This window comes from Streptacidiphilus sp. PB12-B1b, from assembly GCF_014084125.1.
GTDB lineage: Bacteria > Actinomycetota > Actinomycetes > Streptomycetales > Streptomycetaceae > Streptacidiphilus.
Genome location: NZ_CP048405.1, coordinates 1,871,374 through 1,883,988 on the forward strand (window position 1 = coordinate 1,871,374; position 12,615 = coordinate 1,883,988).

Here is a 12,615-nt window from a genome sequence, read left to right on the forward strand (position 1 = left end):
GTACCGACCGACGACACCGTGGAGGCCGTGACCATGAACAGTCCGCAGTTCGAGATCTGCCTCGTCGGCGCGGGACCGCGAGGGCTCTCGGTCCTGGAGCGGCTCTGCGCCAACGCGGCGGCCGGCGTCGGCGAGGGGCCGGTCACCGTCCACGTGGTGGACCCGTTCCCGCCCGGCCCCGGACAGGTCTGGCGCACCGGCCAGTCGCCGCACCTGCTGATGAACACCGTGGCCGGGCAGGTCACCATGTTCACCGACGAGAGCGTGACCCTGGCCGGTCCGCTGGCGCCCGGCCCGAGCCTGTACGAGTGGGCCAGGTTCCTCACCCTGATGGGCCCGATCGACGGCGGCAGCTACAGCGAGCAGGTGCTGGCCGAGGCCCGCACCCTGGGCCCGGACTCCTACCCCACCCGGGCGTTCTACGGCCGCTACCTGGAGTGGGTGTTCCAGCGGGTGACCAGGACCGCCCCGGGCCGGGTGCGGGTGCTGGCGCACCGCAGCCGGGCGGTGGCGCTGGAGGAGGAGGCGGACGGCACCCAGCGCGTCCTGCTGGAGGACGGCGTCCGGCTGTCCGGGCTGCACGCGGTGGTGCTGGCCCAGGGCCACCTGCCCGCGCGCGGCTCGGCGTCCGAGGCCGAGCGGGCGGACTTCGCCAAGCGGCACGCCCTGACCTACATCGCCCCCTCCAACCCGGCCGACGTGGACCTCGCCGCCGTCCGCCCGGGCGAGACCGTGGCGCTGCTCGGCCTGGGCCTCAACTTCTTCGACTACACGGCCCTGTTGACGCTCGGCCGGGGCGGGCGGTTCGAGTACCGCGGCGAGCGGCTGGTCTACCGGCCGTCCGGGCTGGAGCCGTTGATGGTGGCCGGCTCCCGGCGCGGGCTGCCGTTCCACTCGCGCGGCGAGAACCAGAAGGGTCCGCACGGGCGGCACCTGCCGGCGCTGCTCACCCCGGAGGCGGTGGAGCTGCTGCGCCGCAGCGCCCGGCGGCAGGGCGGGCTGGACTTCCGCACCCAGCTGTGGCCGCTGATCGCCAAGGAGGTCGAGGCGGTGTACTACACCGCGCTGCTGACCCGGCAGGGCCGGGCGGCCGAGGCCGAGGAGCTGCGGGCGCGGTACCTGGCCGCCGAGGCGGGCGGCGCGGAGGCGCAGCTGCTGGACGCCTTCGGTGTCGACGCCGATCAGCGTTGGGACTGGTCCCGGATCTCCCGGCCTTACCTGGGGCGGAAGTTCGGCTCCCCGGAGGACTTCCACGGCTGGCTGCTGGACCATCTGCGCGGCGATCTGGACGAGGCCCGCGCGGGCAATGTCGACGGCCCGCTCAAGGCCGCCCTGGACGTGCTGCGGGATCTGCGCAACGAGGTCCGGCAGGTGGTCGACCACGGCGGCCTGACCGGCGACTCGCACCGCCGGGATCTGGACGGCTGGTACACCCCGCTGAACGCCTTCCTGTCGATCGGGCCGCCGGCGCAGCGCATCGCCCAGGCCATCGCGCTGATCGAGGCCGGGGTGCTGCGGGTGCTGGGCCCCGAGGTGCGCGCCGAACTGGACGACGCGGCAGGGGTGTTCACGGTGGAGTCGGCCGCCGTTCCCGGCTCGCGCACCACTGCCACCGCGCTGGTCGAGGCCCGGCTGCCGGGCATCGAGCTGCGCGAGACCGCCGATCCGCTGCTGCTGTGGCTGCTCGCCGAGGGCCAGTGCCGCCCGTACGAGATCGGCGACGCCGCGGGCGGCGGGTACGAGACCGGCGGCCTGGCGGTCACCCCCTCGCCGTACCGGCTGGTGGACGCGGCGGGCCGGGCGCACCCGCGCCGCTTCGCCTTCGGGGTGCCGACCGAGTCGGTGCACTGGGCGACCGCCGCCGGCATCCGGCCCGGGGTCAACTCGGTGATCCTGCAGGACTCCGACGCCATCGCCCGGGCGGTACTCTCGCTCGCCCCGCAGCCGTCCGGCGGCGGGGGCGGCGAGAGCCGCGTGAGCAGCGGCAGCAGCGAGAGCCGCCCGATCGAGGAGCTGACCCGATGACCTTTCCCGCAGGCGCCGACTCCGGACTGCTGAGCCCGGTGCGGGCCGGAACCCCGGCCGAGGCGGCCACCGCCGACGAGGCATGGCTGCAGGCGATGCTGGACGCCGAGGCCGGGCTGGTCCGGGCGCAGGCACGGCTGGGCACGGTGCCGCCGGAGGCGGCCCGGACGATCAGCGGACTGGCCCGCGCCGAACTGCTGGACCTGACCGCGATCGCCCGGGCGAGCCGGGGCGCGGCCAACCCGGTGGTGGCGCTGGTACGGGCGTTCACCGCGCTGGTCGCCGAACACTCGCCGCAGGCAGCCGAGTTCGTCCACCGCGGCTCGACCAGCCAGGACATCTTCGACACCGGGCTGATGCTGGTGGCCCGGCGCACGCTGGGCCTGCTGGTGGCCGATCTGGACGCCACCGCCGAGGCGCTGCGCGGACTGGCGCTGGCCCACCGCGACACGCCCATGCCCGGCCGGACGCTGGCGCTGCACGCGGTGCCGACCACCTTCGGCCTGAAGGCGGCGGGCTGGCGGGCCTCGGTCGCCGACGCCGCGGACCGGCTGCGGGCGCTGCGCGCCGAGCGGCTGCCGGTGCAACTGGGCGGCGCGGCAGGCACCTTGGCCGGGTACGTGGAGTACGCCCGGCTGGAGCCCGGCTTCGGCGCCGCCCCGGAGGAGTACGCGCTGCGGCTGGTGGACGCCTACGCCGCCGAGGTGGGTCTGGCCGCGCCGGAGCTGCCGTGGCACTCCAGCCGCACCCCGGTGGCCGCGCTGGCGGCCGAACTGGTTCTGGCCACCGGGGTGTTGGGCAAGATCGCGGTGGATGTGCAGTCGCTGGCGCGGACCGAGACCGGCGAGCTGGCGGAGCCGGCCGCCGACGGGCGCGGGGTGTCCTCGGCCATGCCGCACAAGCGCAATCCGGCCCTGGCCACGCTGATCCGCTCGGCCGCCATCCAAGTCCCGGCCTACGCGAGCGTGTTGGGCCAGTGCCTGATGTCCGAGGACGAGCGCTCGGCGGGCGGCTGGCACGCGGAGTGGCTGCCGCTGCGCGAGTGCCTGCGGCTGGCCGGGGGAGCGGCGTACACCGCGCGGGAGCTGGCGTCCGGCCTGAGCGTCTTCCCGGAGCGGATGCGGGCCAATCTGGGGCTGACCGGTGGCCTGGTGGTCTCCGAGCGGGCGGCCGCGGTGCTCGCACCGGTGCTGGGCAAGGTCACCGCCAAGGAGGTGCTGAGCCGGGTCTCGGCCGAGGCCGCGGCCGACGGCCGGCCGCTGGCGGAGGTGCTGGCGCAGGCCCCGGAGGTCAAGGGCCGCTTCACCCCGGAGGAGCTGGACGCCCTGCTGGACCCGTCCGGCTACCTGGGCGCGGCGCTGCTGCTGACCGATCGGGCGCTGGACCGCCCGGGCCGCGAAAAGGCACTGGACGAATAGATGCACGATCGTTCGTTTTCATAGTACCCTCGTGCTGTTCGTTCGCCCGCGCACACCCGACGATCCGCAGCCCGACGACGGAGGGAACCCCCGGCATGACGACCACCTCACCCCGGCCGGAGACCGGCGACAGCACGGCCGGCGCACCGGCGTCCGCCGCCTCCCGGCTGGCCCTCGTGGTCGCCTCCGGGGCCACCTTCCTCGCCGTGCTCGACACCACGGTCGTCAACGTCGCCTTCCCCAGCCTGCGCTCCGACTTCCGCACCGAGCCGCTCTCCCACCTGACCTGGGTCATCACCGCCTACACCGTGGTCTTCGCGGCGCTGCTGGCGGTCGCCGGGCGGGTCGCCGACATCCTCGGACGGCGGCGGCTGTTCCTCATCTCCACCTCGCTGTTCACCGTCGCCTCGCTGCTCAGCGGCGTCTCGCCGAACCTGCCGACGCTGGTCGCCGCCCGCACCCTGCAGGGCATCGCCGCGGCGGGCATGATCCCGGCCGCGCTCGGCCTGGTGCTGGCGCACACCGCGCCCGCCCGCCGCGCCGCCGCGATCGGCGTCTGGGGCGCGGTCGGCAGCATGGCCGCCGCCGTCGGCCCCAGCCTCGGCGGGCTGCTGGTCAACGTCTGGGGCTGGCGCGCGGTCTTCCTGATCAACCTGCCGCTGGGCGTGGTCTTCGTCGGCCTGGCCGTGCGCGGCGTCAGCGCCGACGCCCCCAGCGGGCGGCGGATGCCCGACCCGGTCGGCGTCGTCGCGCTGGCGCTCGGCATGAGCGGCCTGGTCTTCGGCGTCACCCAGGGCAGCGCCTGGGGCTGGGGCTCCGGCTCGGTGCTGACCCTGCTGATCGGCGGCGCGCTGCTGACCGCCCTGGCCCTGGCGCTGTCGCGCCGCCACGTCTCGCCCGCCATCGAGTGGGACCTCTGGCAGAGCCGCACCTTCGCCGGGACCAACCTCACCTCGCTGCTGTTCGGCGCGGCCATGTACGCCTACCTGCTCAGCACCCTGCTGTTCCTGAACACCGTCTGGGGCTACTCCGAGCTGAAGGCCGGGCTGGCGGTCACCCCCGGCGCGTTCAGCGCGGCGGCCGGGGCGATGGTGGTCGGCCGCCGGATCGGCCCGGCCAAGCAGTGGCTGGCGGTGCTGACCGGCTCGGCCCTCTTCGCCGGCTCCTGCGCGCTGATGTACCTGCTGCTCGGCACCGAGAAGCGCTACCTGGCGCTGTGGCTGCCGATCGGCGTCGTGGCCGGGGTCGGCATCGGCGCGGCGCTCACCGGGCTCTCCACCGCCGCCGCCCGCTCGCTGCCGCCCGAGCGCTTCGCCTCCGGCACCGGGCTGCTGATGACGGCCAGGCAGGCGGGCGGCGCGCTCGGCATCGCCGCGCTGGCGGCCATCCTGCAGCACAGCGGCATGCTCGGCGACAAGGGCTACCTGGACACGTTCCTGGCCTGCGCCGGGTGCTCGGCGGTGGCCGCGGTCTCGGCCCTCACCATCCGCCGCCGCGGCCCGGAGTAAACCGGCACCCGTACGCAGACGGCACCCGCCCGTACGCAGACGGCACCCGCCCGTACGCAGACGGCACCCGCCCGTACGCAGACGGCGCCCGTACGTCGACGGCGCCGCGCCCCGCGAGTCCTTCGCGGGGCGCGGCGCCGTTCCCGTGCCCGGGGGCCGGTTCAGCAGGTGGGGCGCTGTCCCGGGCAGCCGGCGTCCGAGGGCAGGCACTCCTCGGCCCAGCGCCCCAACTCGGCCAGGGCCGGGCGCAGCCCCGCCCCGACCTCGGTCAGCCGGTAGCTGACCCGCAGCGGTGGCCCGGGATCGACCTGGCGCAGCACCAGCCCGGCGGCGGCCAGCTCGGTCAGCCGGTCGGAGAGCACGCGTTCGCTGATGCCGGGGACGGCCCGGCGGAACTCGGCGAAGTGCACCGGCCCGCCCATCATCGAGGCGACGATCAGGCCGGTCCAGCGCTTGCCGAGCAGCCTGAAGACGCGCTCCACGGCACTGCCTGCCTCGGTGCAGAACGCCTCACCCTGGTCGGAGCCCGGCAGTACCTGTTCCGTCGTCATGGGGACAGCTTACGCGACCGCCCCTTGCCGCTGCGAAAAAGTAAGCTAGTGTGTAACCCATAGTTCCGTACGAAAAAGAACGACGCTTTTGGGAGCTTTTCATGGCCACGCTGCTGCACATCGACTCCTCCGCCCTCTTCGAGGGCTCCGCCTCGCGTGAGGTCACCGCCTCGTTCCGGGCGGCCTGGCAGGAGCAGCACCCGGAGGGCACGGTCGTCTACCGCGACCTGGCCGCCACCCTTCCGCCGCACCTGGACGCCGCCGGGATCACCGCCGGTTTCGCCGACCCCGCCACCCACACCGAGGCGCAGCGCGCCGCGGCCGCCGTGCGCGAGGAGCTGATCAGCGAGCTGGAGCAGGCGGACGCCATCGTCATCGGCGCCCCCATGTACAACCTCGGGGTTCCCTCCACCCTCAAGGCGTGGCTGGACCAGGTCGTCCTGATGGGCCGCACCGCCGGGGAGAACCCCTCCGCCGCGGGCACCCCGACCGTGGTGGTGGCCTCGCGCGGCGGCTCCTACGCCCCGGGCACCCCGCGCGAGGGCTTCGAGTTCGTCCAGAACTACCTGGAGAAGCTGCTGAGCGGCCTGCTGGGGCTTAAGGTCGAATTCATCGTGCCGGAGCTGACCATGGCCCGGTCCAACCCGGCCATGGCCGAGCTGGTCGACAAGGCCGACGCCTCGCGTGCCCAGGCCCACGAGGACGCCAAGGCCAAGGCGAAGGAGCTGGCGATCCAGCTCGCCGCCTGACGGACCGCACCACCGCTGCGAAGGGAACCATCATGTCCGACTCCTCCGACCGTACCGGCGCCCGGCTCGACGTCGGCCACTGGCTCCTGGACGCACCCGCGTCCACGGTCGGCATCCGGCACAAGTCGATGTGGGGCCTGGTCACCGTTGCCGCCTCGTTCACCGAGGTCAGCGGGGAGGGGGAGACGGCCGCCGACGGCTCCGCGCACGGCACGCTGACCGTGGCCGCCGCCTCCGTCGCCTCCGGCAAGTCCAAGCTCGACACCCACCTGCGCTCCGCGGACTTCTTCGCGGTCGAGCAGCACCCGGCCTTCGTCTTCACCGCCGACCGGGTCGTCCCCGGCAGCGGCGCCTCGGCCGGGACCGCCGAGGTCACCGGCAGGCTGACGATCCTGGGCACCACCAAGCCGTTCGCCTTCACCGTCCGCACGGCCGCCGCCGGGCCGGACGACGTCACGCTGAGCGGCGAGGTGACGGTGGACCGCGCCGACTTCGGCATGGACTGGAACCGCGCCGGCATGCTGAAGGGCCTGACCACGGTCGTCCTGGCGCTCCGCTTCAGCCGCCGCTGAGCGCGGCCTGCGCCGAGCGCGCACGTGGATGCCCGGACGGAGTCGTGACTCCCCGTCCGGGCATCCGCGTTCCACCGGCTAGGGGTAGCTGACCAGGTCCGCCACCGTGCTGCCGGAGTCCACTGCGGCGCCGGTCCCGTTGACGATGTGGTCGATCGTCCCGGTGCCGCCCAGCGAGACGGTGACCATGTCGTGCAGTTTGACCCCGGAGGTGTCGGGGGCCTCGATGGCATGGTCGGCCGTCACGGCCGGGTTGACGTCGAAGTAGCAGTACACGCCGAGGCCGTACGCCTGGTGGCTGGTGACGCCGGCGCCGACCTTGTAGGACGCGTACCCGTCACTGCTGCCGTTCATCCACGCCGCCTGGTTCGGCGGGTCGTACGGCATCTCGCTCTGGTAGAAGTACGTGCTGCCGCCGTTGCCGTTCCACTGCACCTGGTACTGCTGGTAGTGCTCGACCGCCAGCCCGTACAGCGTGACGTTCGCGCCGTTGACGACCAGGCCGTTGGCGGCGGTGTTGGTGGTCCAGCCGACGGTTCCGCTATTGCCGTGGTCGGCCCGCCACAGCCACATGTTGTCGCCGATCACGTTGCTGCTGTTGATCTGCAGCGTCTCACTGGCCTTGCCCACGGTCGCCCCGCCGATGCGGAAGTACACGTCGGACAGGACGGTCGGGTCGGCGGCGTGGCCGGCGCTGGAGCCGCTCGGGCCGACCTGCATCAGCACCGGCGAGTTGGTGCTGCCCGCGTCGATGATCAGGCCGGTGACCTTCACGCCGTTGACGTCGGCCACCGAGAGGGCGGTGGTCCCGCCGTTCGCCACCAGCGTGGCCAGGCCCAGGCCGAGGACGACCGTGTCCGGGTTGTTCACGTTGATGGTGCCGTTCAGCTGGTACACGCCCGGGGTGAAGATCAGGTCCTTCCCGGCCGAAAGCGCCGCGTTGATGGTGGCGGCGGTGTCGGACGGGGTGGCGATGTAGAAGTCGCTGATCGGCAGCGAGGTCCCGGCCGGGTTGCCGCCGGACCAGTCGGTGCCCACCGAGTTGCTCCGGTCGGCCGGGACGAAGACGTGGTAGGCGCCGGTGCCGTCGACGTACAGGAACGGCGCCTCCGCGCTGGTGGGCGTCTGCGCCACGCTGGTGTAGGGCGGGTTGGGGAAGCTGGTCGAGGGCGTGCCGCTGTCGCCGACGAAGACCATGTTCCAGTTGGAGCCGGTCCAGCTGCCGACCTGGTCGTTCCGGGACAGCCACTGCTGCTGGCTGCCGGAGTTCACCTGGCCGGTGACGACCGAGTCGCCGAGGAAGCCGCCGCTGGACCAGCCGCCGTTGTCGTCCAGGACGAGATTGCCCTCGACGTTCACCCGGCGCAGCGGGGACGCCTGCGACACCGCCCACTCGGTGGTGCCGGAGGAGGGGTCCAGCGTCAGGTTCTCGGCCGAGCGCCAGAAGTTCTCGGTGGCGTTGCCGCTGTTCCAACTGGCGTCGGCGCTGACGCCGCCGCCGGTGATGGTGGTCTGCGTCGGCGACAGTCCGAGCCCGGCCACCTGGGTGTAGAAGCCCACCGGCACACTGACGTTGTAGCTGCCGGGCGCGAACAGCAGCGCGTAGCGGCTGGTGCCGAACTGGTTGGACTGCTGCTGGCTGTAGACGCTGTTGATCTCGCTCTGGATGGTGGCGCTGGACATCGACGGGGTGAACGTCAGCACGTTCGGCCCGAGGTTCGGGGCGCTGCCGCCACCGCCGCCGCCCGAACTGGGCAGGTTCCATTGCTGGTTGGCGGCTCCGGTGCAGGACCAGATCTGCAGCTGGGTGCCGGGGGTGGTGGACCAGCCGGTGTCGTCCAGGCACTTGCCGGAGGCCGGGTTCAACAGGGCTCCGTCGGACTGGGGCTGCCAGACCTGGGCGCCGGTGCCGTTGCAGTCGTAGAGGTCCACGGCGGTGCCGTTGGCGGTACCGGCCGCGTCCACGTCCAGGCACTTGCCCAGGACTTGGAGGGTGTTGCCGGAGGCCACGGTCCACTGCTGGGCGGTGGTTCCATTGCAGGTGTAGACCTGGACCGGGTTGTAGTCGGCGGTCGAGGCCGAGCGGTCGTCCACGCACAGGCCGCCGTAACCGGTGATCGGCCCGGTGGCGCCGGTGGCGGCGGCCTTGACCGTGGCGGTCCTGGCAGCTGCGGTCGGTGCCTTGGCGTGGGCGGCGGCGTGGGTGGTGCCGGGCGCGGCGGCGTGGGCGGCGGTGACCGTGCCGGGTCCGGCCAGGGCGAGCGCGAACGCCGCCAGGGCGATGCCGCCGGTGGTGCCCGGCCGCAGTCGGCCCGTCCGTGGTGTCGGGTGGTGCATCCGTTCCTCCTTCACAAGCCCGCGTCCGGGATCAACTGGGCAGGTTCCACTGCTGGTTGGCGGCTCCGGTGCAGGACCAGATCTGCAGCTGGGTGCCGGGGGTGGTGGACCAGCCGGTGTCGTCCAGGCACTTGCCGGACTCCGGGTTCAACAGGGCTCCGTCCGACTGCGGCTGCCAGACCTGCGCGCCGGTGCCGTTGCAGTCGTACAGGTCCACGGCGGTGCCGTTGGCGGTACCGGCCGCGTCCACGTCCAGGCACTTGCCCAGCACCTGGAGGGTGTTGCCGGAGGCAACCGTCCACTGCTGGGCGGCGGTTCCGTTGCAGGTGTAGACCTGGACCGGGTTGTAGTCGGCGGTCGAGGCCGAGCGGTCGTCCACGCACAGGCCGCCGTAACCGGTGATCTGGCCGGTCGCGGTGGAGCCGCCGCCACCGCCGCTGCTGCCGCCGGTGATCTTGTTGAAGATCTTCGAGTAGGCGTAGCCGACCGGCTTGTCGTAGCCGTCGACCTCCCAGAAGGACAGCTCCTGAACGCCGTTGGCGGCGGCGAAGCTCTCCAGGGTGGAGGCGTTGGACTGGGAGAAGACCTCGTTGTCGTCGTTCTGCCCGGCGATCGGGGTCAGCCCCTCCTTGGCGTAGCCGGCGGCGGTGGAGATCCCGTACAGACTGGCCAGCTGCGAGGCGGTGTCGGTGGCGGCCGACTCCGCGTCGGCCAGCGCGTTCTGGCCGTCGCCGAAGTCCATCGTCATCAGGTTGACGGTGCTGACGTTGACGCCCGCGCTCTTGGCACCCTGCAGCACGCCCAGCTCCTCGGAGGGCAGGCCGTTGGGCGCGACCGCGAGCGTGTAGTCGATCTGCACGGCCGGGTTCTCCGCCTGCAACGCCGCCAGTGCCTTGTTGCGCAGGGTGTTGGCGGAGGAGTCGTCCAGCACACCGCCCTCGATGTCGAAGTCGAGCCGGGTGACCCCGTAGGTGTTGACCACGTTGGCGTACGCGGCGGTGAGCGAGGTCACCGAGGTGCAGGTCTGCGCCAGCTCACCGCCGTCGGCCCCGCCGAAGGAGATGATGACGTTGCCGCCCGCCGCCTTCAGCGCGTTGATCTGCGAGGTGAAGGCGCCGACCCCGGAGCCGTCGTCCTCCCACTCCGGGGTACAGCCGGACTGCGGGATCAGGAACGCCAGGGTGTAGTCCTTCAGTCCGGTGGCGTTCATGTCGGCGGCCATGTCGCCCGCGTCGCTGCTCGATATCTGCAGGTAGGGCGCGGCGTAGTGGGCGGGGAAGGCGCTGCTGGCGGCGTGTGCGGCGGGGGTGCTGCCGAGCAGCAGACCCAGCGCGGCCAGCGGGAGTGCGGCGGCGGTGGCGGTTCTCTTGGCACGGGGCCGGAACATGGCTGTCCTCCTGCGGGGACGAGGCGTGGGGGAGGGTGCGCACCGGCGTGGGGGGAGAGCCGCGTGCGTTCAAGAGGTGGAACCTGCCGGGATCTTTGTATGGCTCTTTGTTCAAGGTGTGATTGAACTAGGGGGCCATGCTCGCGTCAAGGGTCTGGACCAATTATGGGTAAGGATCATTACCATCCGGGTGCGCACGCCCCCGCTGTCCCGGCCGCCCCCTCGATGACGGACTCTTTGGGTATAACTGCGCTATGAACAGAAAGCCGCCGTCCACCGGGTCGGTCACGCTGGAGGACGTCGCCCGGGTAGCCGGAGTGTCCAGGGCCACCGTCTCCCGCGTCATCAACGGGAACACCACGGTGGACCCGGCCATGCGCGAACTCGTGGAACGCGCGGTCGCGGAGACCGACTACGTGCCCAACCGCGCGGCGCGCTCCCTGGTCACCCGCCGCACCGACTCCATCGCCCTGGTCGTCTCCGAGGCCGAACAGCGCCCGGTCGCCGACCCCTTCCTCGGCCGGATGTTCACCGACCCCTTCTTCGGACGCGTCGTCACCGGCGTCATGGAGGTCATCCGCCCGCGCGGCGTGCAACTGGTGCTGATGCTGGTGGACGACGCCGCCTCGCGCGCCAACCTGGTCAGCTACCTGCGCCAGGGCCACGTCGACGGCGTGGTGTTGATCTGCGGCCATGTCGCCGATCCGCTGCCCCGGATGCTCGCCGAGGCGCGGGTTCCGGCGGTGCTGTCCGGACGCCCGGGCCAGACCACCCCGATCAGCTTCGTCGAGGCCGACCACCGGGCCGGCGCGGCGCTGGCCGTCGAGCACCTGGTCTCGGCCGGGCGGCGGCGGATCGCCACCATCGCCGGGCCCATGGACATGCCCGCCAGCCAGGAGCGGCTCACCGGCTTCCGCGAGGCGCTGGCCGCGCACGGCCTCGCCGAAGCCGGGGTGGCCGAGGGCGACTTCACCCAGGCCGGCGGCGCGGCCGCGATGCGCCGACTGCTCGCCGAATCACCGGACTTCGACGCCGTGTTCGTCGCCTCCGACCTGATGGCGCTGGGCGCCCTGCCGGTGCTCGGACGCGAGGGGCGCAGCGTCCCGCAGGACGTCGCCCTGGTCGGCTTCGACGACAGCAGCGCCGCCCTGGCCTGCGACCCGCAACTGACCACCGTCCGCCAGCCGTTGGAGGAGATGGCCGCACGCATGGCGCAGCTGCTGCTCCAGCAGATCAGCGACCCCGCCGAGGCCCTCCAGTCCGCCGTCTTCCACCCCACCCTGGTCATCCGCGAATCCGCCTGACCCGCCCCCCGCAGAACCGGTGCAAGGGGCCACGGGGACGGGGAAAACGCAACGTCGACATGGTCCGCAGGAGCAGCTACCTTCACCTGGTCTTCGGCGATCGCCCACGGCCGCACGGGAGTTCCTCAACCAGGGAGAGATGCATGCCCCATCTTGCGCTGTACACCTTCGGCGTCCTGAAGTCGCCTCTCGCCGATCCCGCACTTCTCACACGCGAGTTCTACGACACCGGCGAGGCCGTCTACCGGAAGATCAGCCATCACCCCGGATACCTCGCTCACGCGGAAGCGGCAGACCCCGGCCGGGGCGCACTCTTCGACTCGGACTGGGGTGGGTGGGGAGCGTTCGCGGTACCGTCCTGGTACGGCAAGGGCCGTACGCCGGAGACCACCGCCCTGGCCGCGACCCTCTCGCTGTGGACCGACCAGCGCCCCGCCTTCGACGCCGTCTACACCGGTCTCCACCGTGAGGCGCTGAACAGGCGCTACGACTGGTTCGAGAGGACAGGACACCCGGGCCACGTGCTCTGGTGGGTCTCCGACGGCGTAACGCCCACCTGGCAGGACGGGGTCTCCCGGCTGGAACACCTCCACGACCACGGCTCCGCGCCGCACGCCTTCACCTTCCACCACTCGTTCGCCCCGGACGCAACGCCGACCACGACCAAAGCCACCGCCCCGAACACCGACCAGGCGCGCTGACCAGCCAACCTGCACGACTGCCCTCGCCGCCAACCCCTCGACCGGCCGCGCCCCCGACGCAGC

At 72.6% G+C, this 12,615-nt stretch carries 10 protein-coding genes; 7 read left to right on the forward strand and 3 right to left on the reverse strand.

The window, feature by feature from the left end:
• Positions 1-33 precede the first annotated feature (33 nt).
• The 3 genes from GXW83_RS08475 to GXW83_RS08485 all read left to right on the forward strand — a co-directional run bounded on the left by GXW83_RS08475 (position 34) and on the right by GXW83_RS08485 (position 4,951).
• Entirely contained in the window at positions 34-2,025 is a 1,992-nt protein-coding gene (locus tag GXW83_RS08475) for an FAD/NAD(P)-binding domain-containing protein (RefSeq protein WP_182447168.1), read from the forward strand.
• Complete coding sequence (gene pcaB / locus GXW83_RS08480; protein ID WP_182442466.1) at positions 2,022-3,443, forward strand: 3-carboxy-cis,cis-muconate cycloisomerase; 1,422 nt, start codon at positions 2,022-2,024, stop codon at positions 3,441-3,443. The genes GXW83_RS08475 and pcaB overlap by 4 nt, the downstream gene beginning before the upstream one ends.
• A 95-nt stretch (positions 3,444-3,538) precedes the next feature.
• Positions 3,539-4,951 (forward strand): DHA2 family efflux MFS transporter permease subunit, encoded by a 1,413-nt coding sequence (locus GXW83_RS08485; protein WP_182442467.1) that lies wholly within the window; start codon positions 3,539-3,541, stop codon positions 4,949-4,951.
• Between the two features lie 161 nt (positions 4,952-5,112).
• Here the strand turns inward: GXW83_RS08485 and GXW83_RS08490 are convergent, their stop codons facing one another.
• A complete protein-coding gene (locus GXW83_RS08490; protein ID WP_182442468.1) occupies positions 5,113-5,502 on the reverse strand; it encodes a helix-turn-helix domain-containing protein in 390 nt (129 codons plus the stop codon).
• Positions 5,503-5,603: 101 nt separating this feature from the next.
• Between GXW83_RS08490 and GXW83_RS08495 the strand changes: the two genes are divergently transcribed.
• On the forward strand, positions 5,604-6,251 hold the full coding sequence (locus GXW83_RS08495; protein WP_182442469.1) for an FMN-dependent NADH-azoreductase: 648 nt from the start codon (positions 5,604-5,606) through the stop codon (positions 6,249-6,251).
• Between the two features lie 32 nt (positions 6,252-6,283).
• Positions 6,284-6,823, forward strand: coding sequence for a YceI family protein (locus GXW83_RS08500; RefSeq protein WP_182442470.1), 540 nt, complete (start codon positions 6,284-6,286; stop codon positions 6,821-6,823).
• Between the two features lie 78 nt (positions 6,824-6,901).
• On the opposite strand, the gene GXW83_RS08505 is transcribed toward GXW83_RS08500, so the two are convergent.
• Together GXW83_RS08505 and GXW83_RS08510 are read right to left on the reverse strand one after the other, a co-directional pair.
• Complete coding sequence (locus GXW83_RS08505; RefSeq protein WP_182442471.1) at positions 6,902-9,160, reverse strand: ricin-type beta-trefoil lectin domain protein; 2,259 nt, start codon at positions 9,158-9,160, stop codon at positions 6,902-6,904.
• 31 nt (positions 9,161-9,191) lie between these two features.
• Positions 9,192-10,547 (reverse strand): ricin-type beta-trefoil lectin domain protein, encoded by a 1,356-nt coding sequence (locus tag GXW83_RS08510; protein WP_182442472.1) that lies wholly within the window; start codon positions 10,545-10,547, stop codon positions 9,192-9,194.
• 254 nt (positions 10,548-10,801) lie between these two features.
• Here GXW83_RS08510 and GXW83_RS08515 point away from each other — a divergent pair, with 254 nt between their 5' ends.
• Both GXW83_RS08515 and GXW83_RS08520 read left to right on the forward strand, forming a co-directional pair.
• Positions 10,802-11,851, forward strand: coding sequence for a LacI family DNA-binding transcriptional regulator (locus tag GXW83_RS08515; protein WP_182442473.1), 1,050 nt, complete (start codon positions 10,802-10,804; stop codon positions 11,849-11,851).
• A gap of 143 nt (positions 11,852-11,994) precedes the next feature.
• A complete protein-coding gene (locus GXW83_RS08520; protein ID WP_182442474.1) occupies positions 11,995-12,552 on the forward strand; it encodes a DUF3291 domain-containing protein in 558 nt (185 codons plus the stop codon).
• The last annotated feature ends 63 nt before the right edge of the window (positions 12,553-12,615 follow it).